This is a genomic window from uncultured Ellagibacter sp., assembly GCF_934636505.1.
GTDB lineage: Bacteria > Actinomycetota > Coriobacteriia > Coriobacteriales > Eggerthellaceae > Ellagibacter.
This window is the reverse complement of record NZ_CAKUAL010000015.1, coordinates 1-25,066: the sequence shown is the minus strand read 5'-3', so window position 1 is coordinate 25,066 and position 25,066 is coordinate 1. Positions and strand designations below refer to the sequence as shown.

At 63.3% G+C, this 25,066-nt stretch carries 20 protein-coding genes; 12 read left to right on the top strand and 8 right to left on the bottom strand.

Annotation, left to right across the window (positions count from 1 at the left end; translation table 11 throughout):
* The first annotated feature begins 626 nt into the window (after positions 1–626).
* Together Q0G18_RS03310 and Q0G18_RS03305 are read left to right on the top strand one after the other, a co-directional pair.
* The gene (locus Q0G18_RS03310; protein ID WP_297149458.1) at positions 627–2,141 is read left to right on the top strand and encodes an alanine/glycine:cation symporter family protein; all 1,515 of its coding nucleotides are present in this window, start codon (positions 627–629) and stop codon (positions 2,139–2,141) included.
* A 105-nt stretch (positions 2,142–2,246) separates the two neighbouring features.
* A complete protein-coding gene (locus tag Q0G18_RS03305; protein WP_297149457.1) occupies positions 2,247–2,480 on the top strand; it encodes a hypothetical protein in 234 nt (77 codons plus the stop codon).
* 165 nt (positions 2,481–2,645) lie between these two features.
* On the opposite strand, the gene Q0G18_RS03300 is transcribed toward Q0G18_RS03305, so the two are convergent.
* Positions 2,646–3,467, bottom strand: coding sequence for a hypothetical protein (locus Q0G18_RS03300; protein WP_297149456.1), 822 nt, complete (start codon positions 3,465–3,467; stop codon positions 2,646–2,648).
* Between the two features lie 214 nt (positions 3,468–3,681).
* Between Q0G18_RS03300 and Q0G18_RS03295 the strand changes: the two genes are divergently transcribed.
* Positions 3,682–6,393 (top strand): hypothetical protein, encoded by a 2,712-nt coding sequence (locus Q0G18_RS03295; protein ID WP_297149455.1) that lies wholly within the window; start codon positions 3,682–3,684, stop codon positions 6,391–6,393.
* Positions 6,394–6,441: 48 nt separating this feature from the next.
* On the opposite strand, the gene Q0G18_RS03290 is transcribed toward Q0G18_RS03295, so the two are convergent.
* From Q0G18_RS03290 to Q0G18_RS03265, 6 genes are all read right to left on the bottom strand, one after another.
* Positions 6,442–6,780 carry a hypothetical protein gene (locus Q0G18_RS03290; RefSeq protein WP_297149453.1) on the bottom strand — a complete coding sequence of 113 codons (339 nt, stop codon included), beginning with the start codon at positions 6,778–6,780 and terminating at the stop codon, positions 6,442–6,444.
* A gap of 64 nt (positions 6,781–6,844) precedes the next feature.
* Positions 6,845–8,470: a protein kinase gene (locus Q0G18_RS03285; RefSeq protein WP_297149451.1), complete on the bottom strand. Its 1,626-nt coding sequence runs from the start codon at positions 8,468–8,470 to the stop codon at positions 6,845–6,847.
* A 49-nt stretch (positions 8,471–8,519) separates the two neighbouring features.
* On the bottom strand, positions 8,520–9,782 hold the full coding sequence (locus Q0G18_RS03280; protein WP_297149449.1) for an OmpA family protein: 1,263 nt from the start codon (positions 9,780–9,782) through the stop codon (positions 8,520–8,522).
* A 12-nt stretch (positions 9,783–9,794) separates the two neighbouring features.
* Positions 9,795–10,697: a hypothetical protein gene (locus tag Q0G18_RS03275; protein WP_297149447.1), complete on the bottom strand. Its 903-nt coding sequence runs from the start codon at positions 10,695–10,697 to the stop codon at positions 9,795–9,797.
* A 3-nt stretch (positions 10,698–10,700) separates the two neighbouring features.
* Complete coding sequence (locus Q0G18_RS03270; RefSeq protein ID WP_297149445.1) at positions 10,701–11,117, bottom strand: hypothetical protein; 417 nt, start codon at positions 11,115–11,117, stop codon at positions 10,701–10,703.
* 3 nt (positions 11,118–11,120) lie between these two features.
* Positions 11,121–11,843, bottom strand: a complete 723-nt coding sequence (locus tag Q0G18_RS03265; RefSeq protein WP_297149443.1) for a hypothetical protein — start codon at positions 11,841–11,843, stop codon at positions 11,121–11,123.
* A 210-nt stretch (positions 11,844–12,053) separates the two neighbouring features.
* Between Q0G18_RS03265 and Q0G18_RS03260 the strand changes: the two genes are divergently transcribed.
* Positions 12,054–12,866: a metallophosphoesterase gene (locus Q0G18_RS03260; RefSeq protein ID WP_297149441.1), complete on the top strand. Its 813-nt coding sequence runs from the start codon at positions 12,054–12,056 to the stop codon at positions 12,864–12,866.
* A gap of 129 nt (positions 12,867–12,995) precedes the next feature.
* Here the strand turns inward: Q0G18_RS03260 and Q0G18_RS03255 are convergent, their stop codons facing one another.
* On the bottom strand, positions 12,996–14,159 hold the full coding sequence (locus Q0G18_RS03255; RefSeq protein ID WP_297149439.1) for a Fic family protein: 1,164 nt from the start codon (positions 14,157–14,159) through the stop codon (positions 12,996–12,998).
* Between the two features lie 280 nt (positions 14,160–14,439).
* On the opposite strand from Q0G18_RS03255, the gene Q0G18_RS03250 reads away from it, so the two are divergent.
* The 8 genes from Q0G18_RS03250 (at position 14,440) to hisB (ending at position 25,065) form a co-directional block, all read left to right on the top strand.
* A complete protein-coding gene (locus Q0G18_RS03250) occupies positions 14,440–16,938 on the top strand; it encodes a molybdopterin-dependent oxidoreductase (protein WP_297149437.1) in 2,499 nt (832 codons plus the stop codon).
* A 2-nt stretch (positions 16,939–16,940) separates the two neighbouring features.
* Positions 16,941–17,687, top strand: a complete 747-nt coding sequence (locus tag Q0G18_RS03245) for a 4Fe-4S dicluster domain-containing protein (RefSeq protein ID WP_297149435.1) — start codon at positions 16,941–16,943, stop codon at positions 17,685–17,687.
* 112 nt (positions 17,688–17,799) lie between these two features.
* Positions 17,800–18,261 (top strand): VOC family protein, encoded by a 462-nt coding sequence (locus Q0G18_RS03240; protein ID WP_297149433.1) that lies wholly within the window; start codon positions 17,800–17,802, stop codon positions 18,259–18,261.
* A 159-nt stretch (positions 18,262–18,420) separates the two neighbouring features.
* Positions 18,421–19,608, top strand: coding sequence for an MFS transporter (locus Q0G18_RS03235; RefSeq protein ID WP_297149431.1), 1,188 nt, complete (start codon positions 18,421–18,423; stop codon positions 19,606–19,608).
* A 701-nt stretch (positions 19,609–20,309) separates the two neighbouring features.
* Positions 20,310–22,025 (top strand): ATP phosphoribosyltransferase, encoded by a 1,716-nt coding sequence (gene hisG, locus Q0G18_RS03230; RefSeq protein ID WP_297149429.1) that lies wholly within the window; start codon positions 20,310–20,312, stop codon positions 22,023–22,025.
* 48 nt (positions 22,026–22,073) lie between these two features.
* Positions 22,074–23,399, top strand: coding sequence for a histidinol dehydrogenase (gene hisD / locus Q0G18_RS03225; RefSeq protein WP_297149427.1), 1,326 nt, complete (start codon positions 22,074–22,076; stop codon positions 23,397–23,399).
* Positions 23,383–24,459: a histidinol-phosphate transaminase gene (hisC, locus tag Q0G18_RS03220; RefSeq protein WP_297149425.1), complete on the top strand. Its 1,077-nt coding sequence runs from the start codon at positions 23,383–23,385 to the stop codon at positions 24,457–24,459. Before hisD ends, hisC begins: the two co-directional genes overlap by 17 nt.
* A gap of 12 nt (positions 24,460–24,471) precedes the next feature.
* Positions 24,472–25,065, top strand: coding sequence for an imidazoleglycerol-phosphate dehydratase HisB (hisB, locus tag Q0G18_RS03215; protein WP_297149423.1), 594 nt, complete (start codon positions 24,472–24,474; stop codon positions 25,063–25,065).
* The last annotated feature ends 1 nt before the right edge of the window (position 25,066 follow it).

Below are 25,066 nucleotides of genomic sequence, written 5' to 3'. Positions count from 1 at the left end.
GAATAAAGCCCCTCACATATCGACAATTTTTGTCCACGACAAGGCGCTTTCAACGAAGAGCTGAACGAGTGCGCAGCGTCCCGAATACTCTTTTCGCTCGATGTGCGCAGGTTTTTACGGCGGGCGGTGGGCTGCCTAAGACGACAAGACCAGGAAAAACCGCACCTCCCTGACCTGACGCTATGAAGAAGCGCTCGCCTGCATACCGGCAATGTACAAGCAAGCTGCAGCAAAACCTGCGCACATCGAGCGAAATAGTCAACGCAGTAGAAAGGGGGCGATTGCTCTACTCCTTGATGCGCCATGAATCAGGAGCCCATCAACAGCAGCAAGGTACAAGACCGCAAGGGAGGCGATTCCCAGCTCAGGTCGTGAAGTCTGATTGCGGCTTCATGGCCCTGGTCGCAAGGGCAGCAGGGGCAGCGGCTCCCCGGTTCAAGGCGCAACAGCCGCAGAACGCGCGAAATCAGATTAACCCGCGCGGTGTGCCTATTCGCTACGGCAAAACACCTGATGTCGTCGCATACTTTCTCGCGGAATTGCAGTATTATGTAAATTTGCATCGCGTGGTGGCAACCAAGCCCACGCGCGATAACTTGGTTGGGATTATCTGGGGAAAGGCACATATGGACTTCAACGCATGGCTCATCGACGTCAGCGGGCAAATCGACGGTTTTCTGTACACCTACATCTTGCTCGCCCTGCTCGTCATCGTGGGCATCTACTACACCATCCGCACCAAGGCGGTGCAGATCCGCTACATCAAAGACATGTTTACCCAGATCACCGAGAAGAAACATGTCGAAGGCAAACGCTCCATCTCGTCGTTCCAGGCGCTCATGGTATCGACCGCGAGCCGCGTGGGCACGGGCAACATCGCAGGCGTCGCCACCGCGCTTGCCACTGGCGGCCCGGGTGCGGTGTTCTGGATGGGGCTTATGGCCATCGTGGGCGCAGCATCTGCGTTCATCGAGTCCACGCTCGCGCAGATCTGGAAGGTGCGCGGCAAGGACGGCGAGTTCCGCGGCGGCCCCGCATACTATATCCACCAGGCGCTCGGCAGCCGCGGGCTCGGCGTGCTGTTCTCCGTGCTGCTGATCTTGTGCTTCGCTTTCGGCTTCAACGGCCTGCAGGCGTTCAACGCCACGAGCGCGCTCGAGTACTACCTGCCCGGCGAGGCCATGCCGAAGGCCGCCATCGCGTCGGGCATCGTGCTCGCCGTGATGACCGCCGCCGTCATCTTCGGCGGAACGAAGCGCATCAGCGTCATCACGTCGATCGTGGTTCCTATCATGGCCATCGCCTACATCGCGATTGCGCTCTGGACGACCATCACCAACATCACCTGGCTGCCCCAGGTCTTCGCGCTCGTCTTCTCCTCGGCGTTCGACTTCCAGTCGATCTTCGGCGGCTTTGCGGGCTCGGTCGTCATGCTTGGCATCAAGCGCGGCCTGTACTCCAACGAGGCCGGCATGGGCTCCGCACCGAACGCCGCAGCAACCGCAAGCGTGTCCCATCCGGTGAAGCAGGGCCTCGTGCAGAGCCTGTCGGTCTACATCGATACGCTGCTCATCTGCACCTGCTCGGCGATGATGGTGCTCGTGTTCTACGTGCAGGATCCCGCAGCCGCCGCAAACCTCAACGGCATGCCGCTCGTGCAGATGGCCGTGAACAACTCCGTCGGCGAAGCGGGCATCCACTTCATCACGTTCGCCATCTTCGCGTTCGCGTACTCAAGCCTTATCGGCAACTACTTCTACGCCGAAAGCAACCTGCGCTTCATCAAGGGCGATAGCAAGGCGCTGCTCACGGTCTTCCGCATCGTGTGCCTGCTCGTCATCTTCTACGGCGCCACGAACAGCTTCGATCTGGCGTGGAACTTAGCCGACATCTTCATGGGCCTCATGGCGATCATGAACCTCATCGCCATCCTGCTACTCGGCAAATGGGCGCTCGCCGCACTCGACGATTACTCGGCGCAGCGCAAGGCAGGCAAGGACCCCATCTTCGTCGCCGACAGCATTCCCGGCATGCCGAAAACCGACTGCTGGCATCTTGAGGAGGTGCGCGACTTCGGCGAGCCGCCCGTGAAGGAATACCTCGACGAGGCGATCGAGACCGATTACGTCGGCCTGAAATAGGTTATTCCCGAACTATCGGGAAACGGAAACATCCTTAAACGAAAGGGTTCCAGTTCTTATAATTTAAGGCACATATTGCTCGCGCCGTATCAAGGGAGGCTGACAATGGATCGTGCAGAATTCATGGCTCTGGAGTCCTCGAAAAAGGCCGAAGTGCTCAACGCGCTCATCGATGAGGGGAAGAACCAAAAAGAGGCCATGGGCGCCGTCGGCGTCACCATCAAGGACCTCATGGTAACGCAGGTGTTCTTCTCGAAGACCGAGGGCCGCTTCAACGCGAACGCCGTGGGCGGTTACTCTAATTTCCACAGCGACTCGACGGGCGAAGCCGCAAAGTAGCCTATCACGCGCTACAATCACCATCAGACCGAAAGCGGGGGCTGCCGAACGATGTGGCAGCCTCCGCTTTGTATACTGGGCGGAAAAAGAAGGGTCTTCCAGAACGGGAAGGGGGCGGGGACGCTGCACGAGTTGAGGCGTCCCGGGCGCCAGTTGCAGCAAAGACTAGATTGCAAGCTCTAGATAGCTCACGTACAGAGGGTCCACGCCGAAGGCGATTTCACGTGCGATGTAGGGCGCGATATCGCAAACGAGCGCAGCGGTAGCCCCAATAACTGCACCCCATAACGGGCCGGCAAGTATGCGCGCGCAGGCGACGTCCTCGTCCTCACAGTCGCTCACCAGGGACAACACGACCGCGAGAGCCGCTCCCGCGCCAATGCCAAGCAGCATCCCGCTCATAATGCGCACGAAGACGTCGGCGTCCGAGCCATGAACCGTGCATGTGGTAACGATTTCGATAAGGGCCGGAAGGCAGGCGATCACGACCGCTGAGAGGGCATTGGCGGGGCATTTCCTGGAAATCGCGCACACGGCGAGCACGGCAAGCGACACGGCGAACGCGAGGGCATTGAGCTCGCAGAGCGCGTCCGCATCAATGAACACCGCCCCAATCGCGCGCGTGCAGATGAGGAGCGCAAACGTTACCGCCACGAAGTTGGCGCGCCCCATCGAGCGCGACATGAGCATCCCGAACAGGGCTTCGATTGCATGAGAGAGGCGGACCTTGATAGCGTTCACGCCCCTGAAAAATCGCTCCATCTCAATGTCGATTTCGTCATTGGGCTCTTCGTCGTAGTCATCGTTGAAGAAGCTATCGAAAATGCTGCCGCGAGAATGGTGGTAGGAGCCGCCAGCGTCACTGCGGCGCTTACCGCCATTGCATAATGCATCCTCAGTGGCCTTGTCACCTGCGCCGTTGCCTTCATTGCGAGGTGCACGAGCGCTGCAAGATCCGTCGCTCGCGCCGTTGTTGAAATCGCTCATAACTTCTCCTTCCGTTCGTTGAACTTCTACCAACCACATGAAAAACGCGCGCAGATTTTTCTGGAAAACGCGAGCACGACCCGCGCCGGCGGTGATGCGGCGCAGACCTCGGCTTTCGCACGTTGCGCCCGTGTCGCAAAAGAGCACGTCTTTCATCGCCTCACTGCCACGCAAGGGGAAAACGTGGGATATTTCGCTCGCTCGACAAATTACAATGGTCGAAACGAATGCAGGGCTTTACGGGAAGGGTGCTGCCGTGCCGAAGGGCGAGTATGCCGAATATGGGCAGAACAACGACGAGGAACGCGCTCATGACAGCGAAAGCGCAGGCGAAGACGCGAAAGCTCGCCGCCGCGCCGAGCGTGCCGCCCTTCGCGCCCAGCGCGGACGGCAGGGCGGGCGACGCGGGCAGGAAGGCACCGGAAGGGACGGCTTGCCCTACTCGGATGCGCTGCTGCAAGAGGGCATCGAGCATGCGCGCACGATTGCCGAGAAGCGGATCAAGGGCAAACCGCGCGACGCAGAGGACTGGCTCGACAACGACGCGGAAGTGAAGCTTGCGCTGCTCGCCAAGGCGGGAAAGCTCGCGCGGGAGTGCCTTATCGAAGCGCACCTCGATGCCGCATACGCCGCCACGAAGGGCTACAAGCGGCTATTTGAGGCGCATGACCTGGGCGCCGAGTACCACCATGCAGTGCGCCTCGCCGTGGAGGACTCGATCGACACGTTCGATTTGTCGGAAGCCCACGTGCTGAACAGTTGGGTCTCGACGAACAAGAAGCCTGTGGAGCGCCGCCTGTGCGAGTGCTATGCGCAGAAAACGGCTCTTCGAAGCGAGCACGAGGCGAGAAAGTACTTCGCGATCATCAAGGCATACCGCAAGCTCGAGGATTCGCTGCAGGGAGCGCGCAAGCCGACCGAGGGCGAGCTGCTCGAGTCCCTCGCTGCGCACTCCGCAACGCGGGGGACGAGCCGCGAGGCCATGCTCGATATCCTCGATCGCGGCTCCGACGGGGTGCATAAGGTGGTGTTCTCCGCCGCAGCGCCGCGCGGTGGCAAGACAGAGGCCCCGTGTGCGCGCACGGCGATTGTCCCCACGGCGAAGCTCGCGGCGGGTAATGCGGGCCTTGCGGGCATCGTCGATGTCGCGAGCGCCACGAATCAGGCGAGCTTCGCAGCGCTCGAAGGAGTCGCAGGAGAAGCTGGCTCTGCGAGCTGCGCAACCGAGGCGCGCGGCGGGTCCGCCGCGGGTAGCGCATCACCGGAAAGCAAGGCCGCCGCCCGCGATCCCGAGGCGCTCATCTTCCGAAACGGCGTCGAGCAGGACATGACCCCCGTCGAGCGCGCCGTGTACCGTGCGCGCATCGCTCCCATCATCGACGCCGACGCCCCGCCGCAGACGCTCGCGAAAACTGCCGAGGAAATCCGCATCTCGTGCGGCCTTCCGATGATGCAGGCCGACCGCGTGCGCCGCATCGAGCTGCGCCTTCGAGGGCGCTTCGTGCTCGGCGGCGAGCTCGGTGTGTATTCAGGTGCCGAAACTTCCACCTGGTTGCGCCAAGAGCGCTCGCGCCGCCATAGCGATTACTGGCTTTTGGACCTGCTGGCACTGCGCCTCGCCGAGATGCTTCCCAAGTATTCATCAGCTCCCAAAGTAAAGAGCGGGAAAGGCGCGGCTTCGAAAGAGCCGGTCGGAGGCGTCACTCGCGACGATTGCTACAGCATGCTGCTTCCCACGGTCGTAAAGACCGACGACCTGTCGGGCAAAAACGGCAACGGGCGCGCGAAGGCGCTGTGGGAGAACAAGAAGCTCTCCAGAAATGCGGCGGAAAAGGAAGGCCGCCTTCGGGAATACGAGGACTACCTTGCCGACCCGCTTGCTGTCGTGCGCAACCGCGCAGTCGCGAAGGTCCCGAACGAAATGCTGCACGGCGAAGATCCCTGGGAGGCACTGCTGTGGCACTTCTTCTTCGATGAGGCGACCGATACCGAGATCGAGGAGTTCGCATCGGCGCTGAAAGACGCGCTCATCCACGACGCAGCTGTGACCGGCGCAAGCGAATACGTCTCATCGACGGCGCGCACGTACACCGTAAAGCGGCTGCTTGCAGCGGCAGCCTCGCGCGAGGACGGATGGGCTTGCAAACTCGAGCACGCGCTTTGCCTCATGCTGTGCTGGATGCTCGACATCGAGCGCGCCGACGACGAATCGGTGGCGCTCGCGCAAGAGGGCCTGCTCACCGGCGGCGGGGCGGCTCCCTCGCCCGCAAAGCCGAAAGCGGGACAGGTGCTCGCCTTCGACGCGTTTATCGTAGACGGCGTCGTGCGCAACGCCCTTGAAGAGGGGCGCGAGCTGCACGTTCACCCGTGGCTTCGCCCTCGCGCGGGAATCGGGCACGCATTCGAGAAGAACGAGCCCCACAAACTGGGGAGTCGCCGCAAAGAGTTCGCGGGCGAAGAGGCGTGGGGCGTTCTGAACCTTCCGGGGCAGCAGGAGTGCCTGGCAGGCGGCACCGACGGGCGCGCGCAAGACCCGATCTCCCGAGAACACGCCTTGCTGCTGCATGCGGGAAGCGAGCCACAGGGAAAAGCGCGCGGATGGCTCGTTTTCGACTTGGCGTCTTCGAACGGCACGCTCATCGTGCGCTCGAACGCCGACGGCAGCGTGTCGAACGTGATCGTCGGATTCGGGGCGAACAACTGCGCCGACGCGCAAACGCTTTCGTTCGGGCCCTCGTGCACAGACGACGATCGGCTTATGCGCGAGACGGCCAAGCGGGCAGGCGCCGCGGTCGAGGAACAGGGCGCGCGCATCATGCCCGGCGACACGCTCGTGTTCGGCTTCGCCGTTCGGGAAGACACCAACGGCGTGGTCTCGTTCGGCGCGCGTAACGGCGCGCTGTGCATGCGCGTGAGAGAAGCCTGACCGCGCGCGAGGCCTCGCGCGCGAGCACGCAGGTCGCAGGCCGAAAAACTATCGAACCGAAACGTTCACCCAGCCCGAGCGCGGAGAGAGCGCGATGCGGCTTCCCTCGACAAGCGCGCAGCTAAAGCCCGGGCGCAGCTCAAGCACGTTCGTGGTCGAAAAGCTCGGCTGCTGCACGTAGAGCGAGCGTTTGCCCCGATTCGTCGCGATCCAACGGTCGCAGTCGCTTTCGTCGGGACGCACATCGAGGCTTCCCAACGCGCGGCGATTGCAGGTGCGGGCCTCATGCGCGTTGATGCGCACCTCTGCAGTGCAGGTGAAGAAAATGATGCAACGCGCGCATGCGGACGCACCACCCGCATGGGGCGCAGTGTTGGCGTATTTCATGATAGCTTCCTAATAGATTGCGAACATGCAGGTCAAACCCACAGCGCTCAAGGCGAACTCAACGCTATGCGAAGCCGTTTTCCCGAAGCCATGCCTTGGCGGGCGGGAAACCCTCCTTCTGGCGAGCCTCATCGCTTGCGGCCGATTTCCTGATGAAGGAAAGCCCGAGCTCGCGGTTTTCCTCGACGTGGTGGACCGCGCCCTGCGCGACGTAGAACCCGGAGTACAGCGCGCACCCCAAAAAGAACTGCGCCACCACGGCACCCTTCGCCGCCGCCTCTCCCATAAACAGCATGACGTCGGCCTCCGAGTAGGCGATCGAGCTGCCGCCGAGGTTATCGCGCGCGCAGATGGCGAGGTAGTACAGCGCGCTCACGCAGCCTTGGCGCGCGAGGCGCTCGAACACGCCGACCGCCTGCACGTAGCGCCCGGAATTGAAGTCGTCGAGCGCCTGCGCGAGCGTGCCGCCCTCGAACGAGGGCGCGTCTTGGGCCAAGATACGCCCGCCACCAAGCGCCGCATTCAGCCCCAACAGGTGAAGCTCGTGGCGATACGATGCCTTATCGCGCGGCAGGGCGTTTTGCAGCTGCGAGGTAGTTGGGCGCCGCGAGGCATCGAGCGCCAGGCACGCCCCGAGCGTCGCGCGAAGCTTTGCGTCGAACGCATCGAGCGCAGCGCACGCCGCTTTGCCGATGGCGGAAGGAGACTCCTCGACACCGTAGGTGGAGCGCAGCGTTTCGGCGATGTCCTCTTCCAGGAAAGCGGCCGTCTCGGCGTCGTGCAAAAAGTCGTTGAGCGCGTCTTCGGCGAGGTAGATGCCCAGCTCGCGCCCGTTCTCGATAAATCTGGGGAACGGCGCGCCCGACTGCTCGTGAGCCGCGCGCTCACGTTCGTCTGTCCAGGCGGGATCGTAGCGAAGCGCACCGTCGCTCTGAACAACCACGCCGTACGCAGGCGGCTTGTCCTCGCCGGCAAGAAGCGCGAGCAGCGTGGCCGCAAGCGAATACGCGTCGCTGCCCTGGCAGGCTTCGCCGCCCGTCGGAAAGCAGCTCTCCGGAGAGGAGAAGCCCTGCGTCCCCCAGGCGAGATGCTCACGCCCGCGCGAGGTCTGCGCGATGCCGAAATCGATGAGCCGCGCGCTCCCCGCCGAATCGATGAGGATGTTGCTCGGCTTGACATCGCGGTGAACCACGCCCTCGCGAAGCTCCGTTTCCGCCGTTGCGAGAAAGCCGACGATGGGCGAGAGGGTCGAAAGCGCCTCTTCAACCGTCATTTTCCTCCCCATGCGGCGAAGCTTTTTCGCGAGGGTGTCGCCCTCGAGCCACTCTTCGACGATGCAGCTTTTCTCGCAGGCGCCGAAGGAGGACGGAACGCTTGCGATGCCGCTTGCAAACGCTTGGGGAAGCACGCGGAAGTTCGAGAACGTCTCGAGGGTGCGCCACTCGAGCTCGCACTCCTCGCCGCGCCCGAACGCCTTCACCGCGACGGGCACTCCGCCGGGCGTGCGCGCCTTGAAGACGGTTGCCTGCCCGCCGCGGCTTGCCACCCCTTCAATCACGAGGCTTTGCGGTGTTTGGCGGATGTCGCCGCGAAGGGGAAGTGCCGGGGTGAAATGCAGCTCGGACGCGAGGTCGACGCCGGGCGCAGACGCGGCAGGCGCGCCCGTTCCGGTGAGAAGCTCTTGGCCCATGGTCGACCTCCTTTGCGTGTAGGATGTTCGCGCCCGAGCAGTTGCGCGATCATGCTAAGGATAGCGTAACTACCACGCGGCGGTCGTTTTTAGCGGCGCTTTCGGAAAAGACTCCCGTGTCCATGGAGGTCGCGCCCGCATCTCCGTGGCCAACCGCCTCGATGAGGCCGGGGTCGACGCCCGCCGAGACAAGAGCGCTGCGAACAGCTTCCGCGCGGCGCTGGCTCAGGTCGATCAACTCATCGTGCGAGAACGCGGGCGACGCGGCGGTGTAGCCCTCGACGAGCACGGTGGCGCCGCGGTTCGGAATGCTCGCCGCAAGCTCGGCGAGCGTCGAGTGCGCCTTGTCGGGGTCGATGAACTCGGCGGAATCGCCCACGAAGGCGAGCACTGCCTCGTCGAGCACGACCTGGGCGCTTTGGTTGCGCTCGAGGTGCGGGAAGGTGAGCGAGTCCTGCTCGAAATCGACAATCGGGACGTTCGGCAAGTCGGCGTCGCAGCCCAGGCGCGCAAGCACGTCGGGCTCGACGATGGCCACGCCGCCGCCCGCCTCGACGAGAGTGGGGTAGAGGCTTTGGAGCTTCGCGGCGACGGAGCTTGGAACAACCTGCGAGCCGCTCGATTGGCCAAGGCCGTAGAAGTGCACCGTGATGTCGGTATAGTCCGCAAGGGCACCCAAGCTTGCCAGCTGACCTGCGATATCGTTCGCATCGGCGCCCACAAGGTCGGCCGACGCCGTCAGAAGCCCCGCAGAGTTCAAACCCGAGCCGATCACGTTGATGACCATCTTCGAGCCGTTGGCGTGGGCGCGCAGCTCATTGGCGGCATTGTTGAGCGCGGAGAGCAGGTCTATCTCACCGGTCGCGGCGCGGGCCGAGCACGCGCTCGTGAAGTAGTCGGCCAGGAAGGCGTCGATTTCCTTCTCCTGCCCTGCCTGCGAGCTCTTCGTCGTGGCAAAGGTCTTGCCGTGCGGGGTCGAGCCCGCATCGCAGGTGAGATACCCTGCGTAGTTTCCCTGCTCGATGGCCGCCTTCGGGTAGGCGAGGCACGTTGTTGGGATGCGGAACGCGCTGTTTTGGCTCCCGGAGGTGACGACCATGCAACTCACGGGCTCTAAGACAGCTGACGTGTCAACCGCTGCCGGGTCGATTGCATAGCTTCCCGGAACGGCGCCCTGGGCGCCGCTTGAGCCTCCGGATGCGCAGCCCGTGGCGAATGTCGCGATGATAAGTGCGAGCAGAAACGACGCTGCGATTGCCGCCGAGCGGACGACGAGGTTGCCCTTGATGCCCATGGTGCTCTTGGTACTCATAACTGGTCTCCTTTACGCTGCTTTTGCCTGGTCAGAGAGGGGGATTTCAGGGGCGGCTGCGCCCTTGGCGCATGCGTCGGCGCGACCTGCGCCCGAGGTGCCGTCTGAGACATCGGCGCTCTCAACAGGAGAACCGCCTGTTGCGGCCGCGGCATCTGGCGTCGCCGTCTTCCGCCCGACGGCGAGCGCACCGGGGAACTTCTCGCCGATGCGCGCCTCGAAGGTGCGGGAAAGCGCGGCGAACTCCTCGCGCTCGGCCTCGCGCTGGTCCTCGATTTCGTCCACGAACCCGATGAAGCTGTTGTAGCTGTCGTCGGACTTCGCGACGAGCTGCTGGAACACCTGCTCGCACGATTTCTTTGCCGCTGCGATGCTCTGGCGCCCGGCGGCGAGCGCAACGCGAGCGGCCGTCGCGATATCCTCGTCGATGTGGCGCTCGATGATGCGCATGCGCTCGATTTCCGCCTGCAGCGCCTCGGCTTCCGCACGAATACCGAGGCTCTTGATGAGGAACGCCGCAATCGCTTCGCCAAGCGCGATGCCCGCCATGATCAGAACGAACGCCATGCCATCGACCGAAAGGCCGGATACGACCTCGCCCGATACGCTCGTCGTGGTCGAGGCGGCCTCGGTAGTGGCGCGCAAGAAGGCGCCGGCCAGGGCGACGAAAAGCGATCCTGCCAGCGCGCACGCGGTGGCGCCCTTCTCGCCGGCGGCAAGCTTCTCGGAGGCGACCCAGGGGAGGATGATGAGCAAAAGGCTTTGAGCAACCGCCACAAGGCCCGCGAAGAAGTTGTTCGGCGCGAAGGTCCCGAACGGATCCACGTCGAGGAACACGCACACGGCAGAATAGTCGAGGCCCGCATTGGCCAGCGCCAGCATGAGCAGCAGCGCCGTACTCGTGATCTTGTTCATGGTTTACTCCTTCATCTCGGGGTGCTTGACAATCGCGCGCTCGCGCTTGGACGTGCGCTTTGGGGAGATGCGCGCCAGACGCTGCTCGGCTTGGATGATCTGGCTGCGAACTGCCGCACGGTAGGTCGATTCCACCGTCTCGGCGTAGCGGGTGAGGGCCTCCTCGATTTCCGCGAGGTGCTTTTCGGCCGTGCAAGCCGTTTCGTGGTAGAAAAGGCCCTCGCCGGTCTTGAAGAAGGTGGCGTAGCTGTCGGAGCAGGCGAGCTGGCGGGCACGCTGCCCGTCGTAGTCGGGCGGATCGGGAACGACGAGGCCCAGGCTTGCGGCGGGGTTGCCAATTTCCTCCTTCGATGCGGAAGGCGCCACCGACATGCGGGCGGGGCCTTCGGGCAGCGATGCCTTCTTGCGAAAAAGCTTCATTTCCTAACCTTCCTTCTCGGTGACATCGACATTTCGCGTTCCTAAGACGCCTACGAGGTTGTAGGGCGGCTGGAGCTTACCGCGGCGCGCGGCCCATTTGATATGCGCGTCGCTGAGCACTTCGTAGTTGCAGGCGGTGAAGGCGTGGCGCGCCCTGAGCGCTTCCAACGTGCGGTCAACCATGCGTCTCGCGCGCGTCTCCATGGAGCGCCAAATCGCAAGCTCGCTCTCGGCGCGCTGCGCGACCGCCTCGCGCTTGGCCACCTGAACAGCCTTATCGTGCGCTTTGATTGCCTCGCGCTCGGCTTCGGGGAGCGCCGAGATATTGCGGTCGTCGACGTGCACGGGTGCTGCGACGGCCCCGCGCGCTTCGCTCACCGCGTCGGCGAGGCGGCTGCACGTCTCCTCGCACACGGCCTGCACCTCTTTCGCCGTGCTCACAACGCGGCTCAACTGGATCTCCTGAAGGTTCTGGTCACTGCGCGCCGAGCCCTCGAGCTTCGAGAGGAACGGCGAGTTGCAGATGTGATCGCTCGCTTTCTGAGAAACCTGCTTCGACCACAGAATGCCGCTCAACGCGGTCGTCAGCTTCTTCGGCGAGAAGATTGCCCTGTTCGTGATGCGTATGTTGCGGTCGAGCTTGTCGAGCTCCACATCGATCCACTCCAAAGCCTCTTCGCAATCCTTGATCGTCGTGATCGACGTCGGTTTTCTGACCTTGCCCATAGCGTGCTCCTATCTTTCCAGCGAGGCCGCCTGTCCGGTGAGCCGCTTTCGCGTCTCGCCCTTAACATGGAAAATGCGCGCCGGTTTTTCTGGAAAGTTGAAAGCCCCTGCGCCGTCAGCGGCGGGCGCCCCTACAATGGGAACGAGAAATTCAGCCCTGGGCGTCAGGGCGCAGGGCGCGAAACGACACGGGGGATGCGAGGTTTGCCGATGAAGACGCTGGTAGTAGGCGATTTGCACTTGAAGCAGCAGCATGTGTTGCCCCGTATCGACGAGGTCTTCGCGGCCGATGCGGAAATAGGGCGCGTCGTGTTTTTGGGCGACGCGTGCGACGACTGGGGCGCCACCGAAGCAGACGAGCTTGGCGCCATGGAGTTCTACGCGAAATGGGTAGGGCGCCATCGCGAGCGCGGTATGCAAGTCGACGTGCTGCTGGGAAATCACGACTTCTGCTATGTGCGTGGCAAGCGCGGCCCGGGCTCGATCATGTCCATCATGCGCGATTTGCGCGCGATCCTCGAAGAGGAACTGCGGGCAAAAATCGCATGCGCGGTGGGGCCGTACCTGTGCTCGCATGCGGGCGTGACCGGCGTGTGGGCGAAGCGGTTTCTCCCCGACGTGCCCGCCGATGCGGCGGCGATTGCCCAACGCGTAAACGAGATGCTCGCCGACGCTTCGCATTGGGCAGACCTCGACAGCTGCCCGCCGTCGCGCGGGGGCTGGTCTTTGCCGGGGCCTTTATGGGCCGATTTGCGCGACATGCTCGACGACGCCTTGCCCGGCGTGCCGCAGATCGTGGGCCATACGCCGGTCGAGCGCGTGGAGAACTACGCCGACGGCTGGATGACGCGCGGCCAAGATGCCCTGTGGGCATGCGACACCCTGTCGCTTATGAGCTACGGCGCATCCATCGGCGATGGCTCGATGCTGCTCGTCGACGAGTCGGGCGATGCTCAGGCAATGCCGTTTCCCGGCGAGGACCCCTTCGCTTGCGTGAGCGAACAGTATTGGGAGAATCGCTAGCCGCTGACCAGGGGGAAGGCGCGCTCGCACGGCGAGCTCGCGACTCGCACGAATCGCCCGCGCTCAGGCGGCGCACAACTGGCGAGTGCCTCGCACGCGCCACACAGCTCTCGGCGGGCATCCCAAGCGTTATTCTTCGCCTTCCGCGGCAACCTCGCCCATCTTCTCCAGGCTTTCCACGAAGTCCGCGATGAGCGCAGCGGACTGCTCGCACACAAAGACGCGCTCCCTGTTGTCGATAGCGACTTCCTTCACGATGCCCGCCTTGACCAGCTGGCGCATCGCCTCGTTCGTGGCGCCGTAGCTCTTCCCGATGCAGTTGGCGGCATGCCGCGTGGCAAGCTGGGGGACGGCTAAAAACAGGTCAAGCAGCTTGTCGGTCGCCGAGTTCGCGGGAATCTTCAAGCCGCGCGACCTCCAGGTATCGCGAAGCTTGCTCACCTTCGAGATGAACATGTTGGCGATGACGACGCCCATCGAGGTATTGCGCGCATTGTAGGAAGCCCACTGCTCCTTGTAGACTTTGTGGCTCTCGCTTGTGAGCTCCTTGCGGCTCGCATCCTTTAGGGTCCTTCGGTATTCCCGCTCCAAGGACGCGCCCCAGCAGATGGGGACCATGAGCTCGTTCGCGAAGAGGCCGCGCCTGAACATGGGCATGAACGCGAACAGCAGACCGGTCCGGTCGATCATGGAGTCGAACGGCACGATGCGCTCGAAGGCATGGTGGATCACCGACGCCTGACCCAAGGGGGAGAAGTACTCGCCGTTGCAAAACTCGCACAGCTTCCTCATCTCGCGAGGGATCTCAAGCGGCACCGAGCCTTTCTTGTACGGCAGGTAGGTCTTCCTGAAGCCGTGGGCGCGCTCGTCGGAGTTGACGCCGAAGAGCAGGATCTCGTTGAGCCGCACGACCGTTTCCAGCGTCGCCTCGAAGCCAGGCTTCGCGATGCTCGAGACCCATTCCAAAGCCTGCATGTAGTGCAGCGCCTCGATGGCGGCATCGCTCGCCTCGTCGGGCAGCCGCACCATCGAGCGCGTCATCGCAAGGCTGCGCTCGACGTCGTTGTCGAACTTCCAACCCGCAACGTCGAAAAGGACGATCAGCGGCACGGGCGGAAGCGCGATGTCGTGGACCATGCGGATGGCGAACACGGCGTCGATCGCGAGCAGCGTGTTCTTCAGATATTCGGCATGCGGAAGCTGCGCCGCCCGCTCTCCGAAGCGGATCATCTCCGCCTCGGCGCTGAAGAACGCCGCTTGCGTGTCAGCCGAGAATGGCTTGAAGTAGTCCATGATTTCCCCCTCGAAATCATGTATGTCCCCTGCAAGGATAATATAGCAGCCAGCAGGCGTGAGGTGGGGAAATTAGTTCTTGCTTTCTCAAATTGGGGACATGACTGTCCTGAATTCCCGCTATTCAGAAATATTCCACGACTGAAACGTGTCCGCTTTCACGGGAAACGGAAACGCCCTATGCAGGCCCCCGCCGCGCCCTGCAGAATCGTCTTGGGAGCCGCGCATTGAGGACGCGGCAGCTCCAAGCGAGCTAGTTTCCTAAGGAGAAGGAGGGGCCATGTCAAGAGATTCGTTAGTCGAGAAGTACAACGAGCGTCACGAGGGTGTCGATTACTTCTACACCACGTGCCACAACAACGGCTGCTGGGATGCCACGTGCTTGATCAAGTGCGGAATCAAAGACGGCAAAGTTGTCTCGATCGAGCCCGATGATTCCGTGAACGCGGGCATCGCGCGCGAAGACGACGACGAGAACGCCGTCCAGACCGGCATGCTGCAGGCCCGCGCGTGCCCGATGGGCCATGCGTGGCGCCAAGAGCTCTACTCCGAGAACCGCCTGCTCTACCCGATGAAACGCGTGGGGGAGAAGGGCAGCGGGCGCGGCCACTTCGAGCGCATTTCCTGGGACGAGGCGCTCGACACCATCGCCGAGAAGATGCGCGTCATGGCGAAGGAGAACCCCGACCATCCCTGGCTGTACTACTGCTACTACGTCGCGTTCGAGAGCTCCGACTTCCCGTTCGCGTCGTATATGCCTGGCACCATCACCGGCTGGGGCGACCACTCCACCTCCGGTAGCGCCGCCGCAGAAGACTTCCATCTGGGCGTTCGCCTGACGGACTGCCTGATCAAGGGCACCTCCGATGCCTATCCGGGATTTGAGGCTCCTGACCTTCTGAACTCCAAGCTCGTGGTGCTGTGGGGCTTCGACCCGATGGTCTCCTGGTTCGGCATGGTCCCGTACTACATGAAGCTCGCGCAGGAGCGCGGCTGCAAATTCATCCTCATCGACCCCGTGTACAACGTGAGCGCCGAGGTCCTAGGCGCCCAGTGGATCCCCATCCGCCCCGGCACCGACACCGCGTTCGGCCTGGCCGTGGCCCATGTTCTCTACACCGAGGACCTCTACGACCACGACTACGTCGCCAAGTGGGTCGAGCCTGACGGCTTCGAGGAGTGGCGCAAGTACATCGTCGGCGAGGTCGACGGCGTCGTGCACGATCCCGAGTGGGCAGAGCCCATCACCGGCATCCCCGCCGAGACCATCCGCGAGTTCGCGCGCTACTACGCGAAGATGAAGCCCGTCCATCTCCACCAGATGTACGGCGTTTCCAAGCGCAACCTGGGCGATTACGCGGCAGCGGTCGCGATGCTGCTCCAGGCGATGACCGGCAACCTGTCCATCCCCGGCGGCTGCGAGGGCGGCGGCGCCAACCTGGTCACCCAGCCGCGCATCTTCGCGCCTGTCCCGAACACGGGCCAGATTCCGGGCGATGTCGTCAACCCGATCACGAACAACAACAACAAGGTGACCGAGCTCATGCACTGCCAGAAGCTCTACGCGGCCGGCGAGATAACCGAAGACGAGTTCCGCCGCCGCATCGGCTGCCCGCCCGACAGCCCCTTGCCGTGCCTGAAGATGGCCATCATCCCGAACAACTACATCAACAACCAGCACAACGTCGCCAAGCGCATGAAGGGCTTCGCCAACATGGAGTTCTCCTGGGGTTGGCAGTACTTCAACGACCAGCCGTCCATGGAGTTCCTCGACATCGTGCTGCCCTCGCCGATCATCCAGTTCGAGTCGACCGACATGCACTTCTTCGGCATCAACCGCTTCTGGGGCTCGCCGTCGGGCATGATGAACTACTTCCTGTTCGCCGGCAAGGGCGTGAACCCTCCGGGAGAGATCCGCTCGAAGGACTGGGTCTGGATGGAGCTGGCGCGCCGCCTCGGCTTCGCGGACAAGTACAACCCCAAGATGCTCGACGTCACGGATTGGCGCGAGTGGGACGAGCAGGTCATCGAGCGCATCTACAAGCCCGCCTACGAGGAGTGGGCGAAGGACGAGACGGGCATCTTGGCCTACAACGGCATCGAGCCGCGCCCGTGGGACGAGTTCGTGAAGATGCCGATCGTGCGCGTTCCCGGCGAGCCTGGCGAATGGTTCTATCCCTTCAAGAACACCGTTGAGTGGGATCGCTCGCCGTTCAAGACCCCGTCCGGCAAGATCGAGTTCGAGAGCTCGTATGTCAAGAACAACGACCTCACCAAGACGCGCTACGGCGGACTCTACGACGCCTACCCGCGTTGGCAGCCGACCTACCAGGACCTGCCCGCCAACGACAGCTACTACCACCCCTGGACGCAGAACTACCCGCTGTCCATGGTCACGCCGGTTTCCACGTATCGCCAGCACTCCGCCAACGACCAGAACCCCTGGCTTAAGGGCGACTGCTACGAGCACATGGTCCGCATGTCCCCGGCAGACGCCGCCGACCGCGGCATCAAGACGGGCGACCGCGTGCTGGTCTACAACCAGTTTGGCGAGGTCGAGATCACGGCATACGTTTCCTCCAAGCTGCTCCCCGGCACGGTTTCCATCGCCCATGGCGAGTGGTCCAAGTTCGACCACGTCCGCAAGACGAAGCTCATGCCCTACGGCATCGACACCGCAGGCAACTGCAACTTGCTCATCGGCGACACCCATCTGCCGCACATCGTCGGCGCGCTGCTGACGGCAGGCTTGGTTGAGATCAGAAAGGTAGGGGAATAACTATGACCCAGTACGGATTCTTCTTTGACCAGAGCCGCTGCTATGGCTGCAAGGCATGCTCCGTCGCATGCAAGGACTGGTACGACATCGCGCCCGGCCCCGAGAAGTGGATGAGCGTGTACATGTGGGAGAAGGGGCGCTTCCCCAATCCCTCGATCGGCATCCTCGCCTTCAACTGCGGCCATTGCGACAACCCCGTTTGCGCTGCGGCCTGCGAAAACGGCGCAATCTTTAAGGAAGACAAATACGGCGCCGTCCTGATCGACCAGGACAAGTGCAAAGGCGATCGCCACTGCTTCGAGGCCTGCCCCTACGGCGCGCCCAAGTTCGCAAGCGACGAGCCGGGCACGAAGATGAGCAAGTGCACCATGTGCATCGACCGCCTAGAAAACGATCAGCTGCCGCTTTGCGTGGCATCGTGCCCCATGCGCGCCCTCGACTTCGGCCCGATCGACGAGCTTCGCGAGAAGTACGGCAACGTGAGCCAGATCGAGACCATGCCGAGCCCGACTTTGACCAACCCGAACTGGGTTGCGAAAGCCAATCCGCCCAAGGAGCAGCTCATTCCCTACGACGCTGCGAAGGCCATCGAGCTGACGAAGCCGCGCACCGGCACCGACGACGTCTTCGAGGGCGACCTCGCGAGCGTCACCGAGTTCGATGCCGACATCGCGTGCATCTCCGAGCTTCGCATGAAGAACGCCACGGTTGCCGAGGTCATGGCAGCCACCTCGAGCGACCAGGGTTAGTCCCCCTTAAGCAGCGGCAGGGGATGCGCGATCGCACGTACGCGGCCCGCATCCCCGACCCGCCGACCGACAGCCGCCCAGCTCGTTTTCGGGCGGCGGAACGGAGTTAAAGATGGAACTGACACTCCAACACGCTGGCATCTACTGCCACGATATCGACGAGTCCATCGCATTCTATGAGGATGTCCTCGGCTGCAAGCTCCTTTTCAGATCCGATGCCATGGAGGGCGACAAACCACTCAAGATGGCGTGGATGAAGGGGATGGGCACCGCGTTCGAGCTGCTCGAGTGCGAGGAGAAAACGACCTGCGACAAGGCGGCCGAATGCCTGAACCACCTGGCGCTTCGCGTCGCGGACATGGACGAGTTCGTCGCTTTCCTGGGCAAGAAGGGCATAGCTATCGAAGCCGGCCCCTTCGACCCGCCGCTTGAGTTTGACCGCCCGCTCGGCCCCGATGATGACGACCTGTTCACCGTGTACGGCGACGCCGGCACGCAGCTGCGCATCATGTTCTTCCGCGGCCCCGGCGGCGAGCGCTTCGAAGTCCTCCAGGACAACATCAGGCCACTCTAACCTTCGGCGAAGGGCGAGCGCTGAATGCGGCCTCGCCCTCTCCCTCGATTCCCTCCTAATTAGAACCCTATTAGACGTTGGGCCAGGATACCTGCGCCCGCAAAGGGCAAGGGATGGAGCTATCTTGACCCAGCACTTCTCGAAGAGAAGGGAATTCCTATGGACACTAACAAGAAATACGCGAACTGGGCGCTCATAGCCATCGCCATGCTGCTGTTCGGCACGGCTATCGCAACGGTCCAGTACAAGGTCCCCGTCGTCATGGGCGACATCATGATGAAGATGGACATGGACGCAGGGTCCGCCTCGTGGCTCATGTCGATCTTCACCTTCGTGGGCATCATCTTGGCGCTCCCCACAGGCGCGCTCGCCAAGAAGTTCGGGCCGAAGACGATGCTGCTCGCAGCGGCCGTCGTCGTAGCAATCGGCTCGCTCATCGGCGCCTTCGCGGGCAACGGCACCATCCTCATCGTGTCCCGCGCGATCGAGGGCGTTGCGTTCATCTTCGTCACCATCTGCGGCCCTCTGGCCGTGCAGAAGTACGTCGCCCCCGACAAGATCGGCTCCGCGACGGGCATTTGGGCACTGTGGGTCTGCCTCGGCTCCGTCTTGGGCGGCGTCCTCACCCCAACGCTCTACGCCGCCACCGGATTCGTGGGCGTGTGGGTGATCTATGCAGCCGTCGCCGTCGTCTTCGCGATTATCGTTGCCATCATCGTCAAGTTCCCCGGCGGCGGGGCGCTTGAAGCACCCCAGTCAGAAGCTTCCGAGGAGAAGGTGAGCTACTCCGAGCTCGTCAAGCCGAACATCCTTCTGTTCTTCTTCGCATTCCTCGTGTTCAACCTGACGCTGCTCGCCGTTTTGGGCTTCGCGCCGACGTTCATGCAGCAGCAAGGCGTCGATCCCACGCTCTCCGGTTTCGTGAGCACCCTGCCGATGCTGCTCGCGGTCATTTCCTCGCCGCTGTTCGGCTCGCTTTCCGACAAGATGGGCCGCTGCAAGCCGCTCTACCTGCTCGCCATGGTCGTCATGGGGCCGTGCACGCTGATCCTGCTCACCCAAACCGGTCCTTTGATGTGGGTTGGCGCCATCGTCATGGGTCTTGTCGGCCTCGGCGGACCTGTTATGTGCTTGACCTCCTACATCAACGTCCTCGGTCGCCCTGAGCTGATGTCGATCGGCATGGGCGTGCTCATGCTCGTCCAAAGCTTGGGCCAGTTTTTGGGCACGTGGCTTGTCCCCATGCTCCTCGGTCCCGAGATGTCCTCGTGGATGTTCGCCGGCATCGTGATGTGCATCATCGGCCTCATCGGCACAGGCGCCCTCGCCCTATGCAAGTTCAAGTAGGTCTTGCTCGACCCGGGAGTATCCCCGCTCGCAGGTCGAACCTGCATTCAACGTAATCAAGCAAGCTGCAGGCAAGATTCCCCTGAAAGCTTGCGTCCGAAGCGCCCGCCGCATCCCGCGGCGGGCGCTTCAACGTTTTGGGTTGGGCCGACAAGCTGAAAGCATGAAGCAGATTGAGAATTGCGCGCCATGAAGACAGAAGGCGCGAGGCGGGAAAGGGGCGGCAAAACCTGCGCACATCGAGCAAATAATTTCTGCGAAGAAGTGGAGGGTTCCAGCGATGGCTCTCCGATGCGTCGCAGATCGGAACGCGATAGAAGAGCCGCTCAGAAATTTTCTATTTGCTTTATCACTCTACTGTGGTAAAGTGTGAGCCGTTCAAGAGAAGGCGGCGGAATCAATGCAGGCTGAGAGCTTGGAAGGCCAGCAGGATCGGTGCAGGCTGGAAGCTTGAAGGACTCAGCGGAGTCAGCAACGGAGCTGGTTCAGCTGAGTCGGGTCAAGCCCGAAGCAACACGGGCAAAGATGCCGCAAGGCCTCGAAACGATGCAAGTAACGTGAACGCAACCTTTGAAATGCTGCAAGCGTTTACAATGAGTTGCCGCGAAGCACGCGGGCGAGAGGTGCCGAGTCGTCGGCCCTCGCCGAAGGAGAAGGCGCCGCCTCGCTTGCCGCACGATGACGAAGGAGAAGGTACGACCGTGAATTACACAACGCCCTCGGGGTTTCGCGACGTCTTAGCAGATGAGGCCGCGCGCCGCGAGGCAGCCGCGTTCGACGTGCAGCAATTGCTGTCGAAAAACGGCTACGTTCCCGTGGAGACGCCCACGCTCGAGATCATGGACGTCATGAACGCCGGCGGGCGCGTGCCAGGGACCCCGTTCAAGCTTTTCGACTCGCGCGGCGACCTGCTCGCGCTGCGCCCCGACGTGACGCTGCAGATCGCGCGCATGTGCGCAACGCGACTCGCAGGGCAGCCAGGTCCCTTCCGATTCCGCTATCAAGAACGTGTCTTCCGCGAGGCAGAAGGCCGCCCGCAGGCGGAAGCGCGCGAGATGACACAGGTGGGCGTCGAGCTCATCGGAGAAGCCGGCCCCGCCGCCGACGCCGAGGTCATCGCCTTGCTCGCCGAATCGCTCGAGCAAATCGGGGTGGGGGACTTCCGCATCTCGGTCGCTACGGTTGGCGTACTACGCGCCCTGCTCGCAGGATGCGGCGCCGGCGAGGCGTGGAAATCGGGCGTGCTTTCCGCCTACCACGCCAGCAACTTCGTCAAGCTCGACGAGCTCACGGGGCCGGGCGCGCAAAAGGCAGGGGTCGCCCCCGTCTTCGCGCAGGCCATCCGCGCGCTCGCAAACGTCCGCGGCGGACGCGAGGCGGTTGCCCGCGTGCGCGATCTGGTTGCACCGCTCGGCTGCCAGGACGGCCTGGCCGACCTCGAGCGCACCCTCGAACAGCTCGACGAGAAGGGCCTGGCCGACCGCATCTTCGTCGATTTCTCAGTCATGAGCTCGTTCGACTACTACACAGGCATCGTCTTCGTCGCCTTCGCCCCCGCGCTCGGCGCGCCGCTCGGCTCGGGCGGGCGCTACGACAACACAATCGGGGCCTACGGCGAGAGCCACCCCGCCGCCGGATTCGCGTTCTACCTCGATCAGGCGCTTGCTGCCGCCGCGGCCGAACAGCAGGCGGGCGCGCGTCCGCTGCGCATCGCCGTACCCAAAGGCTCGCTCAACGCCGACTCCATCGCGTGCCTTGCGGCATGCGGCCTCGACACGACAGGGCTCGCCGACCCAGGGCGCCAGCTCATCATCCGCAATCCCGGCGTCGAGTACATTATCGTGCGCCCCTCCGATGCCCCGGTGTTCGTGGAGCTCGGAGCTGCCGATTGCGGCATCTGCGGGGAAGATTCCCTGCTCGAGGCGCAAACGGGCACCGTCGAGCTCGTGGACCTCAAATTCGGTGCGTGCCGCTTCATCGTGGCCGAGCCCGAGGGGGCGAACGAATGCGTCGCCGAGCGCTATCGGACCTGCGGTTCCATCCGCGTGGCCACGAAGTACCCGCGCATCACCGAGTCCTATTACGCGAGGAAAGGCGAGCAGGTCGAAATCGTGAAGCTTCACGGCAACATCGAGCTCGGGCCGCTCACGGGCCTCTCCGAGCGCATCGTCGACATCACGGCGACGGGCCGCACGCTTCGCGAGAACAACCTGGTCATCGTCGACGAGGTGCTCTCGTCAACGGCGCGCTTCTTCGCGAACCCGTGCGCGTTTCGCACCGACCCGCGCGTAGTCGAGCTCGCGGACAAGCTGCGAGCAGGCGCCGAGGCGGGACTTTGGGACGCGACGGTGATCGCCGGAAGCGACCAGCCGGGTGCAAGCGCGAACGAGGGCGCAAGCGCGACCGCGACCGCGTAGACTTCTCGATACCAACCAAGGCGTTTCAATATAAGAAGGGAACACATCATGCGTCGAGTCATTCTGAAGGAAGGCGAGCAGTTCAAAAGCTCGCAGATCAACCGCACGGGAGCGTTCAACGCGGGCGCCATCGCCGCAGCGACCTCGATCATCGAGGAGGTTCGCAAGCGAGGCGATGCGGCGCTGCGCGACTTCACCGCCAAGTTCGACGGCGTCGAGGTAGAAAACTTCCGCGTGCCGCAGGAGACGATCGATACCGCCGCAGCCCAATGCGATGAGAAGACGGTCGCCGCGCTCGAACATGCCGCCGTGCAGATCCGCGAGTTCCACGAGCGCCAGAAGCAGCAGAGCTGGATCGCCACGCGCGAGAACGGGGCGATCGTCGGCGCGAAGGTGACCCCGCTCGAATCCGTAGGCATCTACGTTCCCGGCGGACGCGCACTCTACCCCTCCACCGTGCTCATGAACGCCATCCCCGCATCGGTCGCGGGTGTCGAGCGCATCGCCTGCGTGACGCCCCCATCCAAGGACGGCTCGCTCGATTCCGCTATCCTCGCCGCCTGCAAGATCGCCGGCGTGACCGAGATCTACTCAGTCGGCGGCGCCCAGGCTATCGGCGCGCTTGCCTACGGCACCGAGACCATCGAGCCGGTTGCCAAGATCACCGGCCCCGGCAACGCCTACGTCGCCGCCGCGAAGAAGATCGTGTCGGGCGATGTGGGAATCGACATGATCGCGGGCCCCTCTGAGGTGTGCGTCGTCGCTGATGAAACGGCAGATCCCGCGCTCGTTGCCATCGACCTTATGGCCCAGGCCGAGCACGACCCCCTGGCCGCCTGCTACCTCGTCACCTTCTCCGAGGAATACGCCGACCAGATCGAGGCAGCTATCGAGCGCCACGTGAAGCACTCCACACGCGCGGAGATTACCATGGCGTCGCTCAACGATCACGGCCTTATCACCATCTGCCCCGATCGCAAGGCCGCGATCCAAGCGGTGAACGTGATCGCTCCCGAGCACCTCGAGCTGCATGTGGAAAACGCCATGGACCTGCTCGGATCGATCAAGAACGCGGGCGCGATCTTCTTGGGGGAGTGGACCCCCGAAGCGGTCGGCGACTACGTAGCGGGCCCCAACCACACGCTTCCCACCGGAGGCACCGCACGCTACGCGAGCCCGCTGTCGGTCGAGGAGTTCGTGAAGAAGTCGTCCATCATCCAGTACACCCCCGAAGCGCTCGCGGCCGACGCCGACTCCGTCATGACGATTGCGCGCCACGAGGGCCTGTGGGCGCACGCGATGTCCGTCGAGCTGCGCTGCAACGAGCTCGCTGGCAAGCCGACCGAAGTCGATGCAGGTGAGAGCGTTGAATAGCGTGAGGCAGTCCGCCCCGCAGCTGCAGGGGCTTGTGCCCTACGACCCGAAATATCTTCCCGCGAGGGCATATCTTTCCGCGAACGAGAACCCGCGCGACGTGGAGACCGAGATCCGCCAGAAGATCATCAGCGCCATTCGCAAGGTACCTTTGAACCGCTACCCCGATCCGTTGGCGAACGACCTGCGCGACATGATTGCCGAGGCGAACGGGCTCGACCGCGACCAGGTGCTTCTGGGCAACGGCGGCGACGAGCTTTTGTTCAACATCGCGCTTGCATGGGGCGGGCCGGGACGCAAGTTCCTAAACCTGCCGCCGACGTTCTCGGTGTATGCGGCCAACGCGCGCCTCACGGGCACCGAGGTCGTCGACGTGCCGCGCCTTGCCGACTACTCCATCGATGAGGAGGCGGTCTTCGCGCGCCTCGGGCAAGGCGACATCGACTACGTTATCGTGGCCAGCCCGAACAACCCCACCGGCAAGCTCGCGAACGAGGAGTTCCTCGTGAAGCTCCTCAACGCCACCGACGCGCTCGTCCTGGTCGATGAGGCGTACTTCGAGTTCTCCCGCACGACGATGCGCCCCTACCTCGCGATGCACAAGAACCTGCTCATCCTGCGCACGTTCTCGAAGGCGTTTTCGCTCGCGGGCGTCCGCATGGGCTACATTTTAGGAAACGCTGAGGTCATCCGCGAATTTTTGAAGGTGCGCCAGCCGTATTCGGTCGACGCCGTCTCGCAGGCGATCGCGCGCGAGGTGTTCTCCGAGCGCCAGAAGTTCGAGCACGGCATCATGGCGATCATCTCCGAGCGCGACCGTCTGCTCGAAGAGCTGGCGAAGGTGCCGAGCGTCACCGTGTATCCTTCGGATTCGAACTATATCCTGTTCAAGCTCGAGGGCGCCGACAAGGTGTGGGAGGCCCTCTACGCGCGCGGCATCCTCGTGCGCGACTTCTCCCATGCGCCGATGCTCGAGAACTGCCTGCGCGTATCGGTAGGGACCGAAGAGGAAAACAACGAGTTCCTCGCCGCATTGCGCGAAATCGTGGCGAGCAAGTAGGAAGAGGTGCACATGAGCGAGCGAACCGCGCGAATTGCGCGCACAACGAAGGAAACCGACATCGAGCTGTCGATCGACCTCGGCGGTACCGGCGCGACCGATATTGACACCGGCATCGGCTTTTTCGACCATATGCTCACTGCCTTCGGGCGCCATGGGCTGTTCGACTTGTCGGTGCGTGCCGAGGGCGATCTGGAGGTCGACGGCCATCACACGGTGGAAGATGTCGGCATCGTCGCAGGCCAGGCCTTCGCACGAGCGCTTGGCGACAAGCGCGGCATCAGACGCTTCGGATCGATCGCCCTGCCCATGGACGAGGCCCTCATCCTGGCGGCCGTTGACATCTCGGGCCGCGGACAACTCTTCTGGGAAGCCGACGTCCCAGCCGTCATGGTGGGGGCTTTCGACGCGACGCTCGCCAAGGAGTTCTTCATCGCCTTCGCGGCGAACGCCGGCGTGACGCTTCATATCCGCGAGCTCGCAGGCGAGAACACCCATCACGTGATCGAGGGCATGTTCAAGGCGGTGGCGCGCGCGATGCGCCAGGCAGTCGAGCCCGACCCGCGCATGGGCGATGCGCTGCCGACGACCAAGGGCGCCCTGTAGG